The 22,943-nt window shown below is 62.2% G+C and carries 17 protein-coding genes; 4 read left to right on the plus strand and 13 right to left on the minus strand.

Features of this window, described 5'->3' with window-relative positions:
- Positions 1-734 precede the first annotated feature (734 nt).
- Together FIU86_RS13700 and FIU86_RS13705 are read left to right on the plus strand one after the other, a co-directional pair.
- Complete coding sequence (locus FIU86_RS13700) at positions 735-1,949, plus strand: CaiB/BaiF CoA-transferase family protein (protein ID WP_152475588.1); 1,215 nt, start codon at positions 735-737, stop codon at positions 1,947-1,949.
- Complete coding sequence (locus tag FIU86_RS13705) at positions 1,946-2,671, plus strand: glutathione S-transferase N-terminal domain-containing protein (protein ID WP_152475589.1); 726 nt, start codon at positions 1,946-1,948, stop codon at positions 2,669-2,671. Before FIU86_RS13700 ends, FIU86_RS13705 begins: the two co-directional genes overlap by 4 nt.
- A 75-nt stretch (positions 2,672-2,746) precedes the next feature.
- On the opposite strand, the gene FIU86_RS13710 is transcribed toward FIU86_RS13705, so the two are convergent.
- From FIU86_RS13710 to FIU86_RS13740, 7 genes are all read right to left on the minus strand, one after another.
- Positions 2,747-3,556, minus strand: a complete 810-nt coding sequence (locus tag FIU86_RS13710) for a metallophosphoesterase (protein WP_152475590.1) — start codon at positions 3,554-3,556, stop codon at positions 2,747-2,749.
- On the minus strand, positions 3,553-4,470 hold the full coding sequence (locus FIU86_RS13715) for a diacylglycerol kinase family protein (protein ID WP_172977507.1): 918 nt from the start codon (positions 4,468-4,470) through the stop codon (positions 3,553-3,555). The genes FIU86_RS13710 and FIU86_RS13715 overlap by 4 nt, the downstream gene beginning before the upstream one ends.
- Before the next feature lie 213 nt (positions 4,471-4,683).
- Positions 4,684-6,162, minus strand: coding sequence for an aldehyde dehydrogenase (locus FIU86_RS13720; protein ID WP_152475592.1), 1,479 nt, complete (start codon positions 6,160-6,162; stop codon positions 4,684-4,686).
- 8 nt (positions 6,163-6,170) lie between these two features.
- Entirely contained in the window at positions 6,171-7,205 is a 1,035-nt protein-coding gene (locus tag FIU86_RS13725) for an LLM class flavin-dependent oxidoreductase (protein ID WP_152475593.1), read from the minus strand.
- A 2-nt stretch (positions 7,206-7,207) separates the two neighbouring features.
- Positions 7,208-8,122: a flavin reductase family protein gene (locus tag FIU86_RS13730; protein ID WP_152475594.1), complete on the minus strand. Its 915-nt coding sequence runs from the start codon at positions 8,120-8,122 to the stop codon at positions 7,208-7,210.
- Complete coding sequence (locus FIU86_RS13735; RefSeq protein ID WP_152475595.1) at positions 8,119-8,907, minus strand: alpha/beta fold hydrolase; 789 nt, start codon at positions 8,905-8,907, stop codon at positions 8,119-8,121. The genes FIU86_RS13730 and FIU86_RS13735 overlap by 4 nt, the downstream gene beginning before the upstream one ends.
- Complete coding sequence (locus tag FIU86_RS13740; RefSeq protein WP_152475596.1) at positions 8,879-9,478, minus strand: amino acid synthesis family protein; 600 nt, start codon at positions 9,476-9,478, stop codon at positions 8,879-8,881. The genes FIU86_RS13735 and FIU86_RS13740 overlap by 29 nt, the downstream gene beginning before the upstream one ends.
- A gap of 106 nt (positions 9,479-9,584) precedes the next feature.
- Between FIU86_RS13740 and FIU86_RS13745 the strand changes: the two genes are divergently transcribed.
- The gene (locus FIU86_RS13745; RefSeq protein ID WP_152475597.1) at positions 9,585-10,415 is read left to right on the plus strand and encodes a LysR family transcriptional regulator; all 831 of its coding nucleotides are present in this window, start codon (positions 9,585-9,587) and stop codon (positions 10,413-10,415) included.
- Between the two features lie 28 nt (positions 10,416-10,443).
- On the opposite strand, the gene FIU86_RS13750 is transcribed toward FIU86_RS13745, so the two are convergent.
- The 5 genes from FIU86_RS13750 to FIU86_RS13770 form a co-directional block, all read right to left on the minus strand.
- On the minus strand, positions 10,444-13,080 hold the full coding sequence (locus FIU86_RS13750; RefSeq protein ID WP_152475598.1) for a phosphoenolpyruvate carboxylase: 2,637 nt from the start codon (positions 13,078-13,080) through the stop codon (positions 10,444-10,446).
- 541 nt (positions 13,081-13,621) lie between these two features.
- Positions 13,622-15,631: a CocE/NonD family hydrolase gene (locus FIU86_RS13755; RefSeq protein ID WP_172977508.1), complete on the minus strand. Its 2,010-nt coding sequence runs from the start codon at positions 15,629-15,631 to the stop codon at positions 13,622-13,624.
- A gap of 151 nt (positions 15,632-15,782) precedes the next feature.
- A complete protein-coding gene (locus tag FIU86_RS13760; protein WP_152475599.1) occupies positions 15,783-17,081 on the minus strand; it encodes an acetyl-CoA carboxylase biotin carboxylase subunit family protein in 1,299 nt (432 codons plus the stop codon).
- Positions 17,082-17,150: 69 nt separating this feature from the next.
- A complete protein-coding gene (gene cphA / locus FIU86_RS13765) occupies positions 17,151-19,793 on the minus strand; it encodes a cyanophycin synthetase (RefSeq protein WP_152475600.1) in 2,643 nt (880 codons plus the stop codon).
- Positions 19,780-20,640 carry a cyanophycinase gene (locus FIU86_RS13770; RefSeq protein ID WP_152475601.1) on the minus strand — a complete coding sequence of 287 codons (861 nt, stop codon included), beginning with the start codon at positions 20,638-20,640 and terminating at the stop codon, positions 19,780-19,782. Before FIU86_RS13770 ends, cphA begins: the two co-directional genes overlap by 14 nt.
- A gap of 189 nt (positions 20,641-20,829) precedes the next feature.
- Between FIU86_RS13770 and FIU86_RS13775 the strand changes: the two genes are divergently transcribed.
- Entirely contained in the window at positions 20,830-21,756 is a 927-nt protein-coding gene (locus FIU86_RS13775; protein ID WP_152475602.1) for an isoaspartyl peptidase/L-asparaginase family protein, read from the plus strand.
- Between the two features lie 34 nt (positions 21,757-21,790).
- Here FIU86_RS13775 and FIU86_RS13780 read toward each other — a convergent pair whose 3' ends face one another.
- Positions 21,791-22,861 (minus strand): AI-2E family transporter, encoded by a 1,071-nt coding sequence (locus FIU86_RS13780; protein ID WP_152475603.1) that lies wholly within the window; start codon positions 22,859-22,861, stop codon positions 21,791-21,793.
- Between the last annotated feature and the right edge of the window lie 82 nt (positions 22,862-22,943).

Here is a 22,943-nt window from a genome sequence, read left to right on the forward strand (position 1 = left end):
CGAGGCCAACGAGATCAATTGGAACGGCACCCAAAGGACCGTCCGGTCCGGTTTTGCCCCCGGGAAATGCCCCGATCCGAGGTGGCCGGCGGAGAAAGAGGTTCAAATCTTCGGCTTTGAAGGTCTCCTACCACCCCAGCCAATTCTCTTTGATCCTTTCCCCGCTGACCCGGCAACGCCGTCCTGGTGTCGAAGTGCCCCGGACAGTGCCCCGCCGGATGCCGCGGGTGAGCGGCTGAGTGGTTCCGGCGGAGGCATTCCCGCTTGGCCGTTAGAGGAAGTCCGGGTCCGTCCATCCCAAACGTCCAGTGCGCCCAGTCGTCGTGCTTGTTGTCTCTCTGCCAGTCGATCCGGAGATGGTCTAGGTCTACGCACCGACGGTTGTAGTAGCGGTGACGTATCATCCTGCGACCTCCCCGGTCAGCACGCAGCAGATGAATCGGTAGGCTTCGATCGTGCGATTGTGGAAACTTATCTTTCCGGGTTTGACGGTGTCAGCAACCAGAAGCCGCTGTCGGCCTGCTCGGCGCTTTCCAAAAGCGAGAGGGCCCGTCTCCGCGCCTCCTTCAGCTGAATTTCAGCACGTGCCGGAATCAAGCCTCGCTTTCGTCCTCAAAGCACGGGTGGGCGAAGCCACTTGGCCTTCGGGCCGCAAGCCGTGTAAATGAGAACCAGGGGCAGCACCAAATCGTGACGGGTCCAGTGCTTTGCAAACAAGAACGGAGTCCTACCATATGCCAGGACCGCTCAAAGGGTTTCGCGTGATCGACCTGACGACAATGATCTCTGGCCCGCTGGCCACCATGACCCTCGCGGATCAGGGCGCCGACGTGATCAAGATAGAGCATCCCCGAGGCGGCGACCACAGCCGCCAGGTCACCGGTCGGCGCGGTGGATTTTCGGCCTCTTTCCTGAACAACAACCGAGGCAAGAAATCGGTAACGCTGAACCTCAAGGACAAGCGCGGCGTTGACGCCGCGCTGAGGCTTTGCGAAACGGCGGACGTCTTCGTTCAAAACTTCAGACCCGGCGTGGCCGAGCGGATCGGCCTTGGCGAGGCGGCCGTGCGTGCAGTACGCCCCAACATCATATACACCTCCATCGCGGGGTTCGGTTTCGAAGGCGACTGGGCCGGCAAACCTGTCTACGACCCGCTCATACAGGCACTTTCCGGACTGGCGAGCGTACAAGGCGGCGCGGATGCCGCGAGACCCCGGCTTGTGCGCACCATTCTGCCCGACAAACTGACCGCAGTTCAGGCGGCCCAAAGCATCACCGCGGCCCTGCTCGCCCGCAGCCGCACCGGCCAAGGCAGCCACGTACAGATCTCCATGCTGGATACGGTTCTCGCCTTCCTGTGGAGTTCGGACATGGCGGGCTACACGTTTGTCGGCGACGAGGTGGAGCCGGACCAGAGTGGCAACGCACAAACCTTCGTCGAGCTTATCTACCAGACCGCCGATGGCTGGATGGCCGTCTCGGCTCATACGGACAGTACCTGGGCGGGGCTGGCCGCCGCCGTTGACCGGCCGGACTGGCTGGACGATCCGCGTTTCGCAACCGTTGCCGCGCGGGAAGAAAACAAACCTGCCCGTCTTGAACTAACGCAGGAGGCTTTGTTGCAGGACACGACAGAGAGCTGGATGCAGCGGCTAAGTGCCGAAGACGTACCCTGCGCGCCGGTCCTGACACGCGCCGAAGTCTACGCGCACCCGCAAGTCGTCGCCAACGGCATTGTCCTGGAACAATACCATCCTCAGGCCGGCACTCTGCGGCAGGCCAGATCACCCGCGCGGTTTTCAGCCACTCCCACTGACACTTCGTCGCCTGCCCGGCGGCTGGGCGAAGACACGCGCGCGGTGCTGACAGCGGCGGGCTTTGACGCGGCCGAGATCGACGAGATGATCGCGACCGGCGTCGCGACGGATACACAGGACAGCGAAGAATGATTGATCTTTACTACGCCCCCACACCCAACGGGTGGAAAGCCGCGATCATGCTGGAGGAGACGGGTCTTGCCTACCGTCCGATCCTGATGCGTCTTAGCGAGGGCGATCAGTTCACCCGAGAATTTCTGAAGATCAGCCCCAACGCGAAGATGCCGGCTATCGTCGACCACGCACCCGCAGATGATTGGGGCGACACCCCCGTATCCATTTTCGAATCCGGCGCGATCCTGCTTTATCTCGCGGACAAGACGCGCCAATTCGCCCCGCCGGAAAATCATCGCAGACGCCGTAAGGAACTGCTGGAGTGGCTTTTCTGGCAGGTCGGCAACCAGGGCCCGATGGGCGGACAGCTCAGCCATTTCCGAAATTACGCTCCGCGAGACCAACGCGACTACGGCTTCAAGCGGTACTTAGGCGAATACGACCGCAACCTCGGCGTGCTCGAGGCTCGGCTGGAAACACGAGACTACATCCTCGACGACTATTCCATCGCCGACATGCTGGCATTCCCGTGGGCCTTCATCGCCAAACCGCTCGGAGCCTCGCTCGACAATTTCCCGCGCGTGGCCGACTGGCGTGCACGGATCAAGGAAAGGCCGGCTGTGCAACGCGCCATCGACCTGCACAAGTCCAAGCAAAATAGCGGCCGACACCGGGTCGACAACAACACAATCCTGTTCAATCAGTCCGCAGCGTCCTTCAAACCCAAATCCGCCGACTAAAGTGTCTCGCGATAAGCTGTTGTTCAGATTTATCGCAAAACGCTTCAAGCACGATTGCAAGGACACTCGCGTCGATCATCGCTCTATTTGCGCGCCCCGTCTTTCCCAGCCGTGCTCGCCGAGCGTGTACCGGGTGCGTCCGGAGTCGTGAAAGGTGCCGTCTTCGGCCACCATCCGCGTCACGGTGACGTCTTCGGCGGTGCAATCCAGTACAGCGAAATCATTCGGATGGCCGCGTCGCCGCGTGGACAGACCGGTGCCACAGTGCAACTGCAAGGTCATGTTCGCGCCCTTTCGACGCACGAAAGGTTCAACCAACCACTGGTGAAGATGCCCCGACATGATGACGTGAGGCCCGCATTGGGCCCAGTGCTCCAGCGCCTCCGAGGCACCGATCATCAGATCCTTTTCCACATCGGCGGTATGGTGAAACGGATGATGTGCGGCGATGATGGTCAGACCGCCTTGATTCGAGGAGATTGCCTCTCCCACTCTGTGAACATCATTCTCTCCCACGCGTCCCCGCTGGTGTGCCCACGGGTCAGTCGTGTTCAGACCCACGACCTTGACGTCGCCCAGATCGACGCACGGTTCAAGCTCTGGACAAATCCAGCACTTGTAGCGTCGAAACGGGTCCAAAGCCCTCAAAAGCAGATTATAAAGCGGAATATCGTGATTGCCGGGCACACCCAGCCACGGCTGACCCAGCGAATTCATGAAGTCGGCGGCGGGTCGGAACTGAGAAGCACGCGCGCGCTGGACAAAGTCACCGGCCATGATAACCAGATCCGGTGCCGCGCCTTGTATTGCGGTCCTGAGCGGGTCCAGGAGGTCGGGGTCCTCCCTGCCGAAATGCAGGTCGCTGATCTGCACCAGCCGGATCATTCCGCCGCGGCTGCTTGGCTGGTCGCATCGGGCAGACGGACGCAAATGGCGTTCTTCAGGATGCTGAACTCGAATGGACCTTTCATGCGACGACGCTCTCCATCCAAGGCGACATCCCGCGCAGACCGCCTGGTCTCGACGGTTGCGCGTTCGCCGGTCAGCAAGGTGAAGTCCCGGCCTTTGCGCACGTCACGCAACGCGACCAGAAACGCTTTCCAGATCAACATGAAGCGGCCTACATCCGGCGCAAGCAATATCGCGAACTTGCCGTTCCTGACCGCATCCGCGCCTTCAATCTCGAATTCATCCAGCTGATACGCGCTCATGCCGACAAACATCGTGGGGGCCTTCGCGCTTTGCAGCTGCCCATCGACCTCGATGCGCATTGTCAGCGGGCTGTAGACGGTCACCATCGCCACAATGACCGACCAGTAGGCCGCCAGCCGCGACCGTCCCCAGCGCTGATAAATGCTTTCGCGCTGCTTCAGGATAGCGGGATAAAGCCCGATGCTCGCGTTGTTGATGAAAACCTGTCCGTTTACGCATCCAAGGTCGATCAACACCTTGCGCCCGGCGCAGATCGCGTCGACTGCCTCTTCGATATCCTCGGGGATACCGAAACGCCGCGCGAAATAATTGAACGTGCCGAACGGAAGAACACCAAGATCGACCCCGCTTTTGGACAGCGCCCCCGCAACCGCACAGATGGTGCCGTCCCCGCCCGCCGCGACAACGCATTCGACCCCGGGGGCTTTGATCGCTCTCGCTACCTTCGCCGCGATATCGTCGCCGCCTTTCACGGGCACGATGGTCACAGACACGCCACGCGCATCGAACAAGCGTTCGAGCGTATCTGCGCCGGGGTTGTCGTCGCCTTTCCCGGACTCGGTATTGAAGATAACTACATAAGACATGCAGGCTTTCGCGTTTCTTTGGTCGTTTCCGGTACCGGGACTGCAAATCCACAGGTCATCAGGACACATAACTGCCCGGAATTACCTTCTGTTCCGCTACAAGGTCCGAAACGTCGAAATAAACCGCCCAGCAAAAAAACTTGCGCGATCAGAACCGCGAACACCGTCCCCCGTCACACACGCTTACAGCGCCGATGAGGCACAACAAATGCATCACCGCATCACGAAAGGATTGGCCATCGGACGGTCCGATGTATTGATCCAGACGGTCTTTGTGCAGGTATAGTCGCGAACCGCTTCCAGCCCGGCTTCGCGCCCGTACCCCGACTGGTTGAAGCCTCCGAATGGCGCGATGGGCGACACAGCGCGATACGTGTTCACCCAGCAGATTCCGGCCCGCAGGCGAGACGACACGCGATGCGCCCGTGACAGGTTTTCCGTGAACACCCCGGAACCAAGACCGTAAGGCGTGCTGTTGGCCAGGGCGATGGCCTCTTCCTCGGTATCGAAGGGCAAAAGCGACATGACAGGGCCGAACATCTCGACCTTCAGGGTTTCCGTATCGGCGTCGACACACTCGACCAGGGTCGGCGCCATGTAATTTCCCGCACGGTCTTGCGGTGTACCGCCAAATCGGATCTTTGCGCCGCCCGCGACCGCAGCGGCAAGCGTTGCCTCGATCTTCCGTATCTGCTCGCCAGTGCAAAGCGGGCCGATCTGCGTATGGGGATCCAGCGGATCGCCGACGACGACGCCCTTGACCGTGTCCTCGATCCTTGCGGCCAGATCATCGAGGATCGACCGGTGCACCAGCCCGCGTGTTCCCGCCACGCAGCTTTGGCCCGAAGCCCCGAAGTTGCCTGCGATCAGGCCATTGGCCGCCCCTTCCAGGTCGGCGTCCTCGAACACGATGATGGGTGATTTCCCCCCAAGCTCCAGCGTGGTGACGGCGAAATTTTCGGCCGAGTTGCGCACGACATGCCGCGCCGTGTCCGGCCCGCCTGTGAAAGCGATGCGGTCCACGTCCGGATGGCGCGTCAGCGGAATGGCGCAATTCTGGGCATCCCCGGCAATGATCGAGACGACCCCCTTGGGAAAACCTGCCTTTTCAATCAGGCGCGCAAACTCGAGCATCGGCGCAGGCGCGATCTCGGATGCCTTCAGGACGACGGTGCAACCAGCGGCAAGCGCTGGGCCAAGCTTGGTCGCCGTCAGGAACATCTGCGCATTCCACGGCACGATCGCCGCGACGACACCAATCGGCTCGCGACGGGTGTAAACATGCATATCGGGCTTGTCGATCGGCAGGACCGCCCCTTCGATCTTGTCCGCCAATCCTGCGTAATACCGGTAATAGTCTCCGACATAAGCAGACTGGCTCGCGGTTTCGGCAAGCAGCTTGCCGCTATCGGTGGTCTCGATCCGTCCCAGTTCCGGAGCGTGTTCTTCGATCAGGTCCGCCAACCGGTAAAGCAGCTTGCCCCGCTGAGTCTGGGTCATGTCGCGCCATTCCGGATCGTCGAGCGCCCGGCGCGCGGCCAAAACGGCACGGTCGACATCCGCGGCAGACGCACAGGCAAACGTGGCCCAGTCCTGCCCGGTGGCGGGGTTCTGCGATGCCATTCTCTGGCCCTCCTCCCCGTCGGCCCAAGCACCGTCAATGAATAGCTGGAAATGTGGTTTGCTTGGCATTTTGCACCTCACCTGAAAGCCGGCATGACGTCTTCGATGAACCGCTCGAGCGAGGCCCGCTTGCGTTCGAAACTCATACCGCTGTCTATCCAAAACGAGTACTCATCATACCCGAGTTCTTCGTATTTCCTGATCTTTTCGATCACATCATCAGCCGTTCCAATGGTCAGGTCACGCGCCATATTCTCGGCGCTCATCAACCTGTTGCCTGCCATCTCTTCCTCTGTCAGAGGCGCAAGCAAGCCCTTTTCCACTGGGCGCTTGTTTTGAAACCAGGCGCCGAAATAGCAGTAGAACCGCGACAACTCGCGCGCCGCCAGCGCCACATCCTCCGCGTCGGATCCGACATAGGTATGATGCAGAAGCATGATCTTGGGGCGCGGGCCATCGTGGCTGTCGCAGGCCGCATCGAACCGTTGCTTCAGCGTGGTGATCTCGTCCAGCCCTTGCCATAACGGGGTCACCTGAATGTTGAACCCGTTATGCACGCCGAATTCATGGCTATTGGGGTCGCGCGCCGCAATCCAGATCGGCGGGCCGCCGGGCTGAACTGGCTTGGGCGCGGATGTCGTGGCGGGAAAATTGAAGAACACGCCATCATGGGCGCAGTCACCGGTCCATAGTTGAGGAAGCAGCGGCGCCAGCTCGCGCATGCGCTGACCGGCCTCCCACGCGTCCAGACCGGGCATGAGCCGTTCGTATTCATAGGAATAGGCCCCGCGCGCGATCCCCAGTTCGATGCGTCCGTCGGTCATCAGGTCAGCGGCTGCGGCCTCCCCGGCCAGTTTGATCGGGTGCCAGAACGGCGCGATGACGGTCCCGGTGCCTAGTTTCACGTTCCTGGTATGATGGGCAATATGCACCAGCGACATCAAGGGGTTCGGGGCAATTGTGAATTCCATGCCATGATGCTCGCCCGTCCAGACCGCGCGCATCCCGGCGTCATCCGCCATCTTGCACAGCTCGATCAACTCCGCTTGCAGCTGCTTGTGCGATTGGTCCTCCGTCAGACGTTCCATATGCACGAAAAGCGAGAAGTCCATTTTCATGTCCCTTCTTGTGACTGGTGTACATCCCCACGTCGCGCATCACCGATATAAAGACCGAAGCTGCGAGTCCGCGTCTCGACCGCGTATCGCATCATCATGTCGCGGATCGCGGACGAGGCGAATTTCAGATCAGGGATTTCGGCGACCGGGCACCGGGTGAAACCGGTGGTGCCGCCGCCGTTTGCCGTCGCGAGGAAATACGAGCATTGCGTATTGCCGTCGTTGAAAACCGAATAGGCAGGCCCAAGCGTCACCGGCTGTCCCCGTCCCGCCACGTCCTGACACAAGCGCTGGCGTGAATTCTCGCGATCTTCCGCAACGACCTGCGGCGGTCGAAACCCGCGATCTGTCGCTTCCAACAGCACATCATCGCCCAGTGCAATGATCGCGCCAAAGAGCGCCGCATTGCCCGACGGCTCCAACGCCGCACGCTCCAGGCCCAAGCTGAAGAACCGCCCACCAGCATAGCCCAGCCCCCGCCCGGCGTCATGGCTGACACCCTGAACCTCACCGATCAGGATCGCATGATCCCCGGCATCGACCACGTCATGAGTCCGGCACGAAAACTGCGCCACCGCACCATCGACAAGGATATTGCCAAGCGCGTCTTCGCGATGCGCGACCCGCGCAAAACGGTCGCCCTTGTAGCCGGCAAAGGTGTTCGCCACCTCTTCCTGACCCTCGGCAAGCACGTTCACGGCGAAATGAAGGCAGGTCGCAAAGCTGTCATAGGACGACAGGAACTTGCCGGGACACACCAGCAACAACGGCGGATCGAGAGACACCGACGAAAAGGAATTGGCCGCGAACCCCACGGGCTCCCCCGCCGCGTTCCGGGTGGTCACGACCGTCACGCCGGTCATGAAACTGCCGAAGGCGCGGCGCAGAGCAAGACTGTCCAAAGAGGTCATGACCACACCTCCCGCGCAAGATCGGCCAGCGCGGCGGTCACCTCTTCGGCGTGTGTCATCGGCATCATGTGCGCGGCGTCTTCGATGACCAACGCGCGGCCATCCGGGGCAAGGGCCGCCATCGCCCGCGACATCGCCGGCGTTGAATTCGGGTCACGCCCTCCCGTGGCGAAAAGCGCCGGACAAGTCAGCGCGCTGATTGCCATGCGGCTCGGACCCTCTGCGCAGGCAAAGGCCGTATAGGCCATCTTGTACCCTTTGGGGTCCACCGCGCGCAGCCATGCATCACAGGCCGTCCGCGCGGGCGAGCCCTGCGTGCCGAACCAGCGTTCCAGCGTGGGGGTCGGGCCCGGGTTCTGCACGCCATCAAGGCTCCCGGCGCGTGCCTGCACGGCCGAAGCCGCCTCCGGGGCGCGCTCGAACACGCCGTTCAGCACCCCAACCGCACAAACGCTGGACGGTGCGCAACTCGCGATTTCCAGCGCGGTCAGCGCCCCCATAGAGTGACCCGCGATCAGTGTAGGCTCGGACAGGCCCTCGATCAGCGGTAGAACGGCCGTAACGTAGTCGGACATGGAAACCGAGCCGCTCAGGCAGTCACTTTGCCCATGGCCGGGCATATCGGGCGCAATCACTCGATGATCACGGCTCAGGACATCGATCTGCGCGCCCCAGGCCAAGGCGTTGAGACCAACACCGTGCAACAGCACGATAGGCCTCCCCTCGCCCGCCTCCAACACGGACAGACCCATAACCTCAGACCGATGCAGGGTTGTCGAGGTCATGGCCCAAATCCTTCAGATCCTGATAGCGGTCCCCGATCCGGTGATGGGGCCGGCCGGACAAGGCGGCCCCCAGCACGACGACAACCTCGTCATCGCGGGGCGCATCGGGGATCGCGAATTGAATGGTCAGATAATGCGAGCGTCGTCCGGCGTCGTTCTTGTCCATCAGCGGCACCATGATCGGCGCATTGGCGGAACCGCGCGTGTTGGTGAAGGCAAGATAGGATTTGGCTTCGACCGCCTCGCGGTAAAAATTGCCGAACCGCAGGGTGTGGATCAAACCCGAGGCGTGCTCGATCTCGCCGTCAAGACCGACGACAGCCGCCTTTCCGTAGGCTTCGATCGCCGCGCCTTTGCCGGCAAGGCCGATCATCCGGTCTGTCATCATCTTGCCAAGTGCGGGGCCGTATGCGCGAATTTCCGGGCCGAGGTCTTCGACGAAGCGGCCCGCCCACGGATTTCGTAACACGACCGCGACCGCAAACATGCGCCACGGCGTGCTGGCGGTACGGTATCCTTCGATCAGCACCTCTTCGTCGAACGTCACAATTTTCCGTATCTCAGGGGTCATCGCATCATCCTTTTGCCGATGCCCCAAGTTAGAAATCCGAGAAAATTTTGACAAACGAAGGGATTACCCCCATAGGCATTAACAACACTAATACCTACCTGAACGCATGGCAAAATCTCTTCCTCCCCTCAGCTGGCTGCGTTCCTTCGAGGCCGCGGCGCGCAACCTCAGCTTCACGACCGCAGCCGAAGAAATTGGCCTCACCCAGTCGGCGGTCAGCCAGCAGGTCAAATCGCTCGAATCGCGGCTCGGCGTCCAACTTTTCATCCGCCACGCACGGGGATTGGCCCTGACGGATGCGGGCCGCCGTCTGCTGCCCGAGGTCGACGCGCCGCTCCAAGCCTTGTCGCGCGCCATGGTCGGCATGGACACACGCCCGTCCCGTAACCTGCTCACGATCGCGTCCTCGATCAGCGTCGCACATTGGAAAATAGCGCCCCGCCTGACGGAGTTCAGAGCACGTTTCCCGCAAACGGAGGTCAGGATTCTCAGCGCGATCTGGCCAGATGACTTCCACTCCACCCGCGCTGACGTCGAGATACGGTTCGGGTCCGCGCAGCAGGCCGGCCCCGAGGCCGAGGCGATCCTGCCGAACGACCTCATCGCGCTGAAGACGCCGACACTGAATGGCGATGTGGCAGACCTGCCGCTGATCGAAACGGTCGGCACATCCAGCGGTTGGCAGGCCTGGTCCAGACAGATCGAACCCGTGCCAAACCCGTCCATTTATACCGACACCTACGGCATGGCACTCCACCTCGCGGCGCAGGGCAACGGCGTGGTCTTGGCGAACGCGTGGCTGGCGCAATATGCCTTGGAAAACAAGCTTGTCACACGGGCGCATTCCGCATCGATCCCCAGCCAGGAGGGCTACCACCTGTCGGTCAACAGGGACAAATGGCAGGCTGAGGCATTCCGGGAATGGCTGTTGAGTTAGCGGCACCAATCGGCCAACCTACCGCGGCCTACCCGGTCCAGCCCAACCCCGAAGATATAGAGTTCATGGATTGAAGCAGCGGAATAGAAACCCGGTTCGGTTCATCCCGGGACCGCACATCGCGCAGCAGTGCCACCTGCAGCGCATTGATCCGGTCCAGACCGGGACGTATCCTGTCAAATCGGGCTCTCATGCGTGGGAAACGCTCGGCAATGGTCTTCTGGCCGGTCAGGAACGTGATCCCTTCGCAGGCCAGCGCGTATTCCTTGCGGACCGCCTCCGTGACACGCTTTCGGGTGTCGGCATCCGTGACCAGAGAGGCGTATTCCCCAGCGATGCCGAGGTCGCTTTGAAAGAGCGACTTCTCCACCTCGTCCACGATCAGCCGGAACAGTTTGGTCTTCTCGAACATGGCGCGAAGCGTCTCCTCTCCGCGGGTGCCCTGGAATTTTCGAAACGACTCGATGGCCGAGCCAAACCCGTACCAGCCCGTGATCAGGTGCCGGTTCTGCGACCAGGCAAAGACCCAAGGAATAGCTCGCAGGTCATCCAGCGACGCCGCGCCGAAACGGCGCGCAGGCCGCGAGCCGATCTTGAGCATGGCCAGCTCCTCCACCGGGCTGGCCTGCTGGAAATAGTCGATGAAGCCGGGCATGTGCAGAAGCGTGGAATACGCGGTCTGCGACAGGCCCGACAGCGCATCCAGCGCATCGTTGAATTCCGGCGCACGGGGCGGATCGTGCGCATCCGCCGTATGTTTCAGAACGCTCGACGCCAGAAGCTCAAGATGCGCCGCCGCGGTGCCACGATTGGCATAGTTGGCCGACACGACCTCGCCCTGCTCCGTAAGGCGCATTCTGCCGTTCACGGTATCCGTCGGCTGGGCCGCGATGGCGCGGTCCATCGGAGCGCCGCCGCGGCTGACCGATCCGCCGCGCCCGTGAAAGAAGACAGGCTTCAGACCCTGCGACGCCAAGACCCGCGTGATCTTGCGCTGCGCCTGATCCAGTTCGCAGGTCGAGCATACGAAACCGCCATCCTTGTTGCTGTCTGAATAGCCGAGCATGACCTCGATCAAGGGCCCGTCCCGCGTCAGGCTGCGTTTTGCCAGCGGCACCTTCAGAAGGTCGACAAGGATATCCGGCCCCGCGCGCAGGTCCTTGATGGTCTCGAAAAGCGGTACGACCTTGAGCTCCAGCGTCTCTGCGCCGAAGCCCGCGTAGCGCGCCAGCAGGAACACCCCCAGCAGGTCGTCCGACGAGCGCGTCATCGACAAAATGAACGGGCCGACCGCCGCCGGGTCCGGGCCATACTGGCGCTTCGACATCAGGCTCAGAAGCTTGAGGAGCTCAATGGCCTGATCCGACAACGCGTTCTGGTCCGGCTCGGGCAGTTCCGGTTCGGCCAGCTCGGCCCGAAGCCGCTTCGACCACGCGGAATCGCCATATTCCGGCACCTCGCCATCGTCCCGGCTTCGCCAGATTTCGGCGATCGTGTCCGTCGTCACCGTGGAGTTCTGACGAATATCGAGCGTGTAGATGCTGAACCCGAAGACCGAGACACGCCAACGGATCGGTCGGATGTAGCGGCGCGCCAGTTTCACCGCGTCGACTGACTCAAGTGCCTTTTCGACCATTTCCAGATCGGCAATGAAATGGCTGATATGCCGATACGTTTCCAATCGGTGCAGGATCGCCGAAATCGCCTGGCGGAACAGTTCGTTGGGGTTGCGGTCTTGCGTCGGTGAAAGCGAGGCCAGACGCTCAAGCTCGCCCTGCACCTCTGGGTCCAGCGGCACGATCCTGTTGCTGATGCTCAGGCGCTCCGCCGCAATCCGCAGATGTTCCTTGTACATGTCCATCACCGCGTCGCGCGCCCGTTTCAGCGCATGAGCGGTGCTGTCGGCAGTGACGTTCGGGTTGCCATCCCGGTCACCGCCGATCCAGGAATGAAAGCGGATGCAGGGGGACACGGCGTCAGGCGTCCCGAACCTGTTCGTGGCGGCCAGCTCGAACTGCTCGAAGACCTGCGGTACGGCGTCGAAGATCCCGTCGCGAAAGAACTGCAACCCCCACTCGATCTCGTCGCTCAGATCGGGACGTTCCAGCCGCAACTCGCCCGTCATCCACAGCAGGTCGATCTCACCCTCGATATCGGTAAGGATCGCGGCACGTTCCCGGCTGGTCCAGCGTTGCGCCTCCAATGAAACCAGATTGCGATAGATCCTGCGGTGGATCTCCAGAACCGTGACACGCTTTGCTTCGGTCGGATGCGCCGTCAGGGTTGGTCCTACCGACAGGCTTTGTGATATCTCTGCAAAGCGCTCCCGCGTCAGATCCTCGCGTGCCAGCGCTTGCGCGAAACTGCTGGGAACGGTCTCGGCCCCGCTTTGCGTCTCAACTTGGCGTCGGTCCCGAATTGTGGCGTTTTCCTCCACGATCCTCAAAAGCTGGAACCAGATGTTCAGCGCCTGAAGGTAGGGCACGGCGCCCGGTCCCGCCGGAATGACGTGCTCGGTGTCGCTATGCGCCCACTCCGCAACATGAGGCGCGCGCCGCTTCAGCACGTTTCCCCAAAGATCGAAAAGCTCCCTGCGCAGGTCGGCGGCATAGGATTCGTCACTGTCGGTGACGTCGCAGGCGGCGTTCAGCAAAACCGACGGCATCAGCTGATGTCCCGGTTTGCGCATAGAGGGCGGCCCGCATGCACGTGACGCCCGTCAGGCCTTGCGAAACTGCACCCGATGATATGTTTAGGCGTCCTGAAACAAATGCTTTCGCTTAGCCGCATGCCGTACATGATGTTCCTTCCCTTGTGGTATCGCTCACCAACCAGCGACTCAGCCGTCGCGTACGCTTTCCTGCCACACGTTTCACCTGACTTTAGCGCAATGGCGCCCTGTTCCTCAGCGTGAGGCTACTGTCCATGTCCGCTTATTGGCCTGCGGATTCCGACAGAACCCAACGTGAATCCACCTGCCCGGCGACAATAGTTGCCCCGGCAAGGTGCCACAGCACCCCCGCTGCTGACTACCTACACTTGAGTGTGAAGTCGCTTCAGGCGGGGCACCTCTGTTTGAGTGCTGTCGGCCTGAAACGAACGACATCATCCTGGCCCCGCGACCGTTTGAAAAAGACGGCGGGCATTCCATCGACTGGAAAATAACCTCGGGCGTGATGAACGCGCTCGCCAGCCTTACTCCGTTGTCAATTGTGGTCGCGCGGAATCCGAACGTCCCAGTCAAGCTCGCGGATGCAATCGCCGTTCAGAAACGCTTCAAGCCGCGCCGTGATCAGATAATCGCAGGCGGTGCAGGTCATTTGTGTCCGGGTGACGGTTTTCACGCTCCAATCCTCGCGCGCCATCTCGTGGGTCCACGTCACCTCGCCGGTGGCCGAAGTCGGATCTTCGGGCAGAATCGTGTAACGTTCCTTGGCCGCGGCCGCGTGGAAATACCCCTGGCTCAGGATCGTCGCCGCGCCCTCGTCGTCGGTCACCTCGATGCTCAGCAGCCCGGTCTCGACGTCCTCGCCCAGACGCCAGGTCGCGCCGGGCGCGCGTTCAACGTCCAGCTCCAGCAACTCGGCCGACCGGGCCGGGCCGAAGGCATCGACCGCCTCGGGCGCGTCCTTGCGCATCGGCAGATCCAGCACGCACTCTCCCGTCAGCATGGTCAGGGTCACCGGCTCCGGCGCCGGCCAGGCAATGGGAAAATAACTGGTCGAAACGCCCAGCCGGATACGATGCCCCGCGCGGAAGGTCTGCGCGACATGCTTCATCGGCACGCGCACCGTGTATTGGCGCCCGGGCTCCAGATTTTCCGGCTGCTCGTGGCTTTCGCGATGCGTCAGGTTCAGCAAGCCATAGCTCACCCGTGTCGCCGCACCGTCGGGGGCCACGTCCATCAACCGCAGCGCCACCTGCGCCACCGGCTTGTCCACTTTGAACGTCAATGTCAGCCCCGGATCGCCTATCATGTGGCAATCCTCCTGCAAGGGTGCGGTCTGAAACGTCAGGCTGCCCGCATCCTCGCGCCGCTGGTCACCGGGCTGGTCCCCTGGATGCCCGTAAGAGCACCACTTGCCGCCATGCCGCCCGACCCAGAGCGGCGAGCAGATGTCCAGCGCGTCCTGCGGCCCCTCCACGCCAATGCCCCCGTCAGAAGTCAGCGAAAACGCGCGGCGTTCCACGTTGGGCGACGGCCATGACGGCTCGTCGATCCAGACACCCTCGCGCGTGTCATAATGTGTCTGTGGCCGGGCGTGATCCTGCAGGAACACACGCAGCTTCGGCTCATCCGCGATACTCGTGTCCCGCCCCTTCATCCACTGGTCCCACCAGCGCACCTCTTCGGTCAGCCAGTCGATCGCCGGACCCGGCTCGCCCAGATGCGGGTAGCGATGCGACCACGGCCCCACCAGCCCCTTCACCGGGCTCTTCAGGTTTTCCACCAGCCGGAACACTGCGCGGCAATAGCCGTCGGCCCAGCCGCTGACGGCATAGACCGGCACCTCGATATCCGAGAAATCCTCGCAGACCGACCCATGCTTCCAGAAAGCGTCCCGAGTCTGGTGCTGCATCCAGTTCTCCAGCCACAGGCCCGACCCGTCCAGTCGCTCTTCCCACATCCCGCGCCAGCGGTCGCCTACATGCGCGGGGTCCGGCGGCAGTGTATTGATCCCGAACATCACCGATGCCCATGACAGGTGATCACCCAGCAGCGTGCCGCCCATGTAATGGATGTCGTCGGCATACCGGTCATCCGTCGAACAGATCGTGACCACCGCCTTCAGCGCCGGGGGTCGCAGCGCGGCAAGCTGCAAGCCATTGAAACCGCCCCAGGAAATCCCGACGATCCCGACCCCGCCATCGCACCAGTCCTGCGCCGCGATCCACGCAATCACATCGCAGCCATCCTGCAGCTCTTCTTCGGTATATTCGTCCGTCATCAGCCCTTCGGACTCGCCCGTGCCACGCAAGTCGACGCGCACATAGGCATAGCCCTGCGCCGCCATCCACGGCGCCCGGGCGTGATCTCGCTCCAGCGTCTTGTCGTTCTTGCGATAGGGGATGAACTCAAGAATCGCCGGCACCGGCTCTGGGTCCGCGCCCTCCGGCATCCAGACCCGCGCCGCCAGCCGCGTGCCGTCCGGCATGGGGATTTCAAGATGCTCGATTTCTCGGATGGTCTGCGGCAGCGGATGGTCGATTATCATGAGAAACGCTCGGATCTAGGGGCGATGTGGTGTCCGAGCCCGCGTACCGCCCGCGCCGGCGGATGTCCAGCCGATGACACCAAAGCGCCCGATCCCGGGCCTAACCCGGGATCTCGCCCTCACGGGGATGCCGGCAAGATGCGCTGCCAGCTTACTCCTCGATGTCCGTGAACTCGTAATTCAGCCGCTTCATCACCTGCTCGTAATTCCAAAGCAGTTTCGACTGTTTCTGCGCCCCCATCCAGACCGACGCCACCGCATAGCTGTAGGCGTCCTGCTCCGGCAGCTCCGACAGTTTCGCGCCCTTTTTGACGTAAGAGGTGATGCGCGTGCCCTCTACCTGTTCGGCAGCGACCTCCACTTCGGCGCGCGACGGCGCACGGGCCACGGTCGCGTCGTTGAAGAACACCCGGTAGAAGAACTCCGCCGCGACGGTTTCCGGCCCTTCGCCCTGGGGCATGTCGGGCTTGCGGCCCAAGCCAAGATCGACTGTCACCTGCTGGTGGCTGACCCCATCGACCATCTCGAAAAGGTCACAGTGGGACTGCGCGATGCGCGTGTTGATCTCCAGCAGCCAGATCTGGTTCTGCACCTCATCCCAATAATACTCGATGTTGAACCCGGCATTGTCATAACCGATATGCTTCATCACCGTCTTGGTGATCTCGGCCATCTGCTCCTGGATGCGCGGCGGCAGGGTGGACGGGTAGAGATAGTAGAAAAAGCTCAGAACCTGCGGATAGCGGATCGAATCCACCGTGCCGTAAGGAACGACCTCGCCGTTATGCACGTAGCCCTCGACGGTGCATTGCCGCCCGCCGATCACCCGCTCGGCCATGCAGTAATGCCCTTCCACCGCTTTGACGTCTTCGGGCAGGTTGGCCTTGTTCAGGATATAATTGAACGGCTCGGAAATCTCGTTGATCTCGGCGCGGAAGGCCTCGGTCGCGTAGGCGAAATCCTCGGGGCTATCGATGCGAAAGCCAAGCCGCGAGCCGGACGACTTGATCGGCTTCACGAAAAAGGGAAAGCGTAGACCCGCCTCGCCGATCTTGGACAAGGCCTCGTCGTCGAACGGGTCAAAAGCGGTGAAGTTGGGCGTATGATCGGGGATCACCTCGGCCATGACCTTGCGCGACCAATACTTGTGCTCGCATTTCAGAAGCGATTCCAGGGACGCGTTCCGCGTACCGTATTTCTCGCACAAGAGCGGCAGCATGGTGGACACCGGAAAGTCGATATAGCCCACGATCGCGTCGATCGAGCCGTCGAAGGCATCCAGCGTCTCTTCGGCCCGGCGCAGCATGTCCGGGATATCGAAAATCTGCGTGTCCGACACTTCGGCAGAGGTCAGAAGCGGGTGGAACTCCACATCCTCCACGCCGCGCAGTCGCTTCAGGCGCTCTGCGTTCAATTCGTTCATTCCGACGACGAAAACGTTCTTGGTCATATCTGTCCCCTATGGGTGAAACGCCCGAAACCGGGCGCGGTTCCCAGTCTTGTGTCGTTCCGCGCCCCGTTACGTCTGCGCCAGATCCGCCTGTGTGCCATAGGTACGACCCTTGAGCCGTTCCGTTGCACCCTCGATGTCATCGACCAGCAACAACAGGAAATCCCCCGGCTTCGCCTCTGAAATGGCGCGATCCATCGCGGCTTGCTCGTCCATGATGAGCTCGACCGCGCCTGCGGCGCCGGCGTCTTTCGCGCCCTGTTCGATCAACCTGCCGGTCTCGCCTTCGCTGCGTCCGCGCGCATCGGTCTCGTAAACGTAGACCGCGTCGCACATCTTCGCCAATTGCGCACCCAGCGCAGCAAGGTCCTCGTCCCGGCGGTTGCCCGGGGCCGTGGCCACCGCGATCTTGCGCTGTTGCCCCAGGCCGTTGACCAGCGGCTCCAACGCCTCCAGCGCCGGGACGTTGTGGCCATAGTCGATCAGGCATTTCACGCCGTCGGCCTCGAAGTAGTTGGTCCGCCCCGGCATCTGCGCCGGTGTCGGGTGGAAGCTCAACAGACCCGCGCGGATATCGTCGATCTCAAGCCCGTGCGCCAGCGCGGCAGCCGTGGCCGCCATGGCGTTCTGCACGTTGAAGGGCGCGTGCCCCTCGAAGGAAATCGGAACGTCGTTGACCGCCGCCACCTCGACCTCGACCTGGCCACGCAACAGCACGATCCGGCCTTGGCGCACGGTAACAACCATCTTGTGGTCGGCCAGATGGTCCTTCAGGTCCGGGTTGTCGGGGTCCATCGTGAAGTAGATGATCTCGCCCCGCGCCCAGTAGGTGCCCTGGTCCATCACCAGCGGGTCGTCGGCGTTCAGCACGCAAAAGCCGCCGATCTTCTTGACCGCGTCGACGACCACAGTCTTGCACCGCGCCAGTTCGTCCAGCGTATGAATGTCACGCTCGCCCAGATGATCCGACGCGATGTTCAGCAACACGCCCACATCGCATTCGTCAAACCCGAGGCCCCGGCGCATGATCCCGCCGCGCGCAACTTCCAGAACGGCGTGTTCCACCGTCGGCTCGTGCAGCACCGCGTGTGCGGCGGCGGGGCCGGAATAGTCGCCCCGCAGGATGACGTGATTGTCGATCTCGATCGTGCCGGTACAGCCCATGCCCACCGAGTTGCCCGCCTGCCGCAGGATATGCGTGATCAGGCGCGTCGTCGTGGTTTTGCCGTTGGTGCCGGTGATCGCGGTGATCGGGATACGTCCGTCATCCGTTGGATCCGGGAACAGCATGTCGACAACAGCCTCGCCGACCGGCCGCGGCGTGCCGTGGGTGGGTGCCATATGCATCCGAAAACCGGGGCCCGCATTGACCTCGACCACCCCGGCCGATTGCTGGTCCAGCGGTTTGGACAAGGTTTCGGCCAGCATATCGATCCCGATGATATCCAGACCGACAATCCGTCCGATCCGTTCCATCGCGAACTTGATCTCGGGATGCACCTCGTCGGTCAGGTCCGTAGCGGTGCCGCCGGTCGAGATGTTGGCGGTGGATTTCAGATAGATGATCTCGCCCTTAGCGGGCACGGAGTCGAGCGTCAACTCGGCCTGCTCCAGCAGGCGCATCGTCTGTTCGTCCACGATGATCTGGGTCAGCAGGTTCTCGTGCCCCACACCGCGGCGCGGGTCCTCGTTTTCCTTGTCGATCAATTGCTGGATGGTGGAGGTGCCGTCACCTTCGACATGTGCCGGACGGCGGCGGGCGGCGGCTATCATCTTGCCGCCGACGACGAGAATGCGGTGATCTTCGCCCTTGATATAGCTCTCGACGATCACCGCTCCGTAATCGTCGCGACAGCGCGCCAGCGCCGCCTCGTAGCCCGATTTCAGCTCTTCCTCGTTGGTGATGTCGGTGGTCACGCCGCGCCCGTGGTTGCCCGACAGCGGCTTGGTGACGACCGGCCAGCCGATCCAGTCAGCCGCATCCTTGATCTCGTCCCAGGAATAACAGATGTAGCCCTTGGGCACCGCCACGCCGGCATCATCGAGCACCTGCTTGGTCCACTCCTTGTCGTCGGCAATCGAGTGTCCGATGATGCCCGACGCATCCGTCACGGTCGCCTGAAACTTGCGCTGCTTCACGCCATGGCCCAGCTGGGTATAGCTGGTGCCTTCGGTCAGATTGTACCACGGGATATTGCGCGCTTTCGCGGCGTTCACGATCGACCCGGTGGACGGTCCCAGCGCGTTCGCGTCCCGGACCTCTTTCAGCCTGTCGATCACCGGCTCCAGATCCACGTCCTTGCCATCGTAAAGCGCTTGCACGATCTCGACCGCCTCTTCGCCGCAGGCCAGCCCACTCGCTTCGTCGCGATAGCGGTAGACGACGTGGTAGACACCCTTGTCGTAGCTGTCGACGGTCTTGCCGTAGCCCACCGAAAAGCCGATCAGGTTCTGCAATTCGATCGCCACATGCTCGACCATGTGCCCGGCCCAGGTGCCGTCTTTCACCCGGGACAAAAAACCACCAGCCTCTCCGACAGAGCAGCGATGCTCGTAAATCGTGGGGATCAGCGCTTGCAGCTTGTCAGCAATGCCGTCGACCTTGTCACTCGGCCGGTCTTCGAGTTCCTCGATGTCCAGCCGCATATAGATCGACTGATAGCGACTGTAGTAGTTCGGTCCGCGCAGCGCACGGTGTTCAAGTATACGCATCCTTCAGCTCCAGGCTCTCGGCCCCAAGCTGTTTGGCACTCAGGACCTGCCGGTCCGCCAGGTTGTATCCATCACCCTCGACCAGCGCATGCATCACGACGTTGTGGACGCTCACCGCCTCACCGTCTGATAAGTCGAATACATTGCAACTGGTTATGTCCGAACTGTCAACGAGGATTACGTGACCGGGCCCAAAGGCCTTTATGACACCGTTCTCGAACAATACGGCCGCGTCTTCACCCAACCCGATCCCCAGGTATTCGGGGTTGGTGGCCCCCACTTCCATCAGCCGCGAAAATCGGCCGCGCTCCAGAAAATGGGTGTCGATGATGACCCCTTCGATCAGGCCGAAACCGGCGCTCATTTTCACCGCGCCCTTGCGAAGGCTGTCGATCGCGCTGCCGCCATATACCATCGTGCTTGATTGGCAGGCCGCGCCGGCGCTGGTCCCCGCGATCACGGCGCCCTCTAGGTAAATGGATCGAATCGCCTCTAGTGCCTCCGAAGCGCCGAAGATGCTGGTCAGGCGCATCTGGTCACCGCCGGATATGAAAAGCACGTCACACTTTCGGATCATTTCGACCATCTTGGCATCATCGGCATCGGACCGCTCGCGGATGCGCACATCAAGCACTTCGGCCGCGCCCAGCGCGCTGAACGCCTCTTCGTACGCTGGAAAGACCTCATCGGGGATGCTGCTGGCGGTGGTGATCACACCGACGACCGGCGCCTCGGCAGAGGATAATTTCAGGACCCGCCCAAGAATGGCCGCCTTTGCCGATTTGTCTTCGGCGCCGCCAATTGCGACAAGTTTGCCCCGGGGCAACGGTTTCACGGACATATCCATCGAGTAACTCCATCCATCTCTGGACTCATATCTATATGTTGTGGATGTTACCATCCCGTTCACAAGAATGTCACGTTAACCAAGCCCCGCAACTGCAAAAGCGGTCGCAACGTCACGAATCCCGCGCTATGTGGGATTCTCGGCAACCAAAGCCCGCCAAAACGGCACGAAACAAGGCAGGAGCAAGATATGAGCGACGGATTTGCACTGGCGATTCACGGTGGTGCCGGGGTTCTGCCCCGGTCGGAGATGAGCGCAGAGCGTGAAGCCGCCTGTCACGCCGCGCTTGCCCGCGTTCTGGAGGCGGGTGAGTCGGTGCTCGCCGCCGATGGCACTGCACTCGACGCCGTCACGGCGGCGGTCCGCGCGTTGGAGGATGAGCCGCTGTTCAACGCCGGGCGCGGCGCCGTCTTTACCCGTGCAGGAACGCACGAGATGGACGCCGCCCTCATGGACGGGCGCGACCGCCGCGCCGGGGCCGTGGCGGGTATCTGCGGCCCGCGCCACCCGGTCGACGCCGCCCGCGCGGTCATGGAGCATACCTCGCACGTGCTCATGGCCGGCGAAGGCGCGCACACAGTCGCCCGCGAGGCCGACCTGCCGTTCGAGAAAGAGAGCTATTTCTTCACGCAGGAGCGTTGGGACACGCTGCAAGAGACCTTGCAGATGGAGGCCGACGGCACGCTCGACGACGACCCTTCACGGCGCCACGGCACCGTCGGCGCCGTGGCCCGCGACCGGGCCGGAAACCTTGCCGCTGCCACCTCCACCGGCGGCATGACAGCCAAAAGCGCCGGACGCATCGGCGACAGCCCCCTGATCGGCGCCGGCACGCTCGCTCTCAACGAAAGCTGCGCGGTCTCGGCCACCGGCGACGGCGAGGCGTTCATCCGCCTGTCGGTCGCACATGAAATCGACGCCCGTATCCGCTTGGCCGGCCAGACCGTCACCGACGCCGCGGCGCAGGTGGTGATGCATGGTCTCGTGGCCATAGGGGGATCGGGGGGTCTCATTGCCATCGGCGCGGACGGCACCGTCACCATGCCCTTCAACTGCGAAGGCATGTATCGCGGCCAGTCGGTCGAAGGAGGGCAGCGCGACACCTTGATCTACTGATCAGGTCCTCCGCGCCCGACGCTCTCTGCCTGCCTCAGGAGGCCCTCCGGCTTTCGATTTCCTCGTTCAGCCGGTCAAGCTCGCGGTCGTCCTCGGGCAGACCTTCGCGCGAGAGCAGCACCGCCACCTTCCGCAATTGCGGCACATGGCTGCAAATCACCAGCAGCATCACCATGATCGGCACCGACAGGAACATCCCCGGAATGCCCCAGACCGCACCCCAGAACGCCAGGCTGATGATGATCCCGAAGGATGACAGCCGCAGCGCCCGCCCCATCAGCCACGGGTCGATCACGTTGCCGTTCACGAACTGGATGATCCCGGTGATCACGAACAGCACCGCCGTCACCGACGCCTCGCCCGTCTCGACATAGCCCACCAGCGCCACCATCCCGGTGGCCACGATCGACCCGATATTGGGAATATAATTCAGGATGAAGGTCAGTATCCCCAGCGACAGCGCCAGCTCGATGCGGAAGAACGTCGCCACCGCGTAAACCATCGCCCCGGTGATCAGGCTGACCAGCGTCTTGATCAGCAGGTAATAATTCACCCGGTGAATGATCGAGATGAAGATCCGGTTCGCCCGCTCTGCCTGTGCCGGGTCGTCAAAGAAGTTCGACATCTTGGTCCCGAACCATATCCGCTCGGCGAACAGGAAGCCGAAGAACAGGATGACCAGCACCGTGCCCTGCATCAGGCTGCCCGCCTGCCCCGCCACGGTCCGCACATATCCCGAGACTTCGACGCTGTTGAGCGAGTTCAGCACCGCCCGCTCCACGTCCTCGCCCATCCACGCGAACAGCGATGCCACCGCCGACGGTGCGCGCTCGGCATAGGACAGCGTCGTGCCCAAGACCGTGTTCAGCTGCGCCAATATGATCGACGACAACAGCAGCAGCGCTGTCGAGATCAGCAGGAGCGCCACGATGGACGCCAACCAGTTGGGAATGCGAAACCGCCCGATGCTCTGCCGTGCGATCAGCCGGATCACGTCCGAGGTCAGCGTGAACAGGATCACCGCCACCGCCAGCGAAATCAGGATGAAGCGGGCCTGCACCAGCAGGAACAGCACCACGGCGAAGGCGATGATAACCAACGCCACCGTCCGGACCTGAGAATATTTCTGCGTGTCCCCCAAGTGCCCTTTCAACGGATCGAGTTCTCTTATCTTACCGGACGTAATA

The sequence above is a fragment of the Roseovarius sp. THAF9 genome (genome assembly GCF_009363715.1).
Lineage (GTDB): Bacteria > Pseudomonadota > Alphaproteobacteria > Rhodobacterales > Rhodobacteraceae > Roseovarius.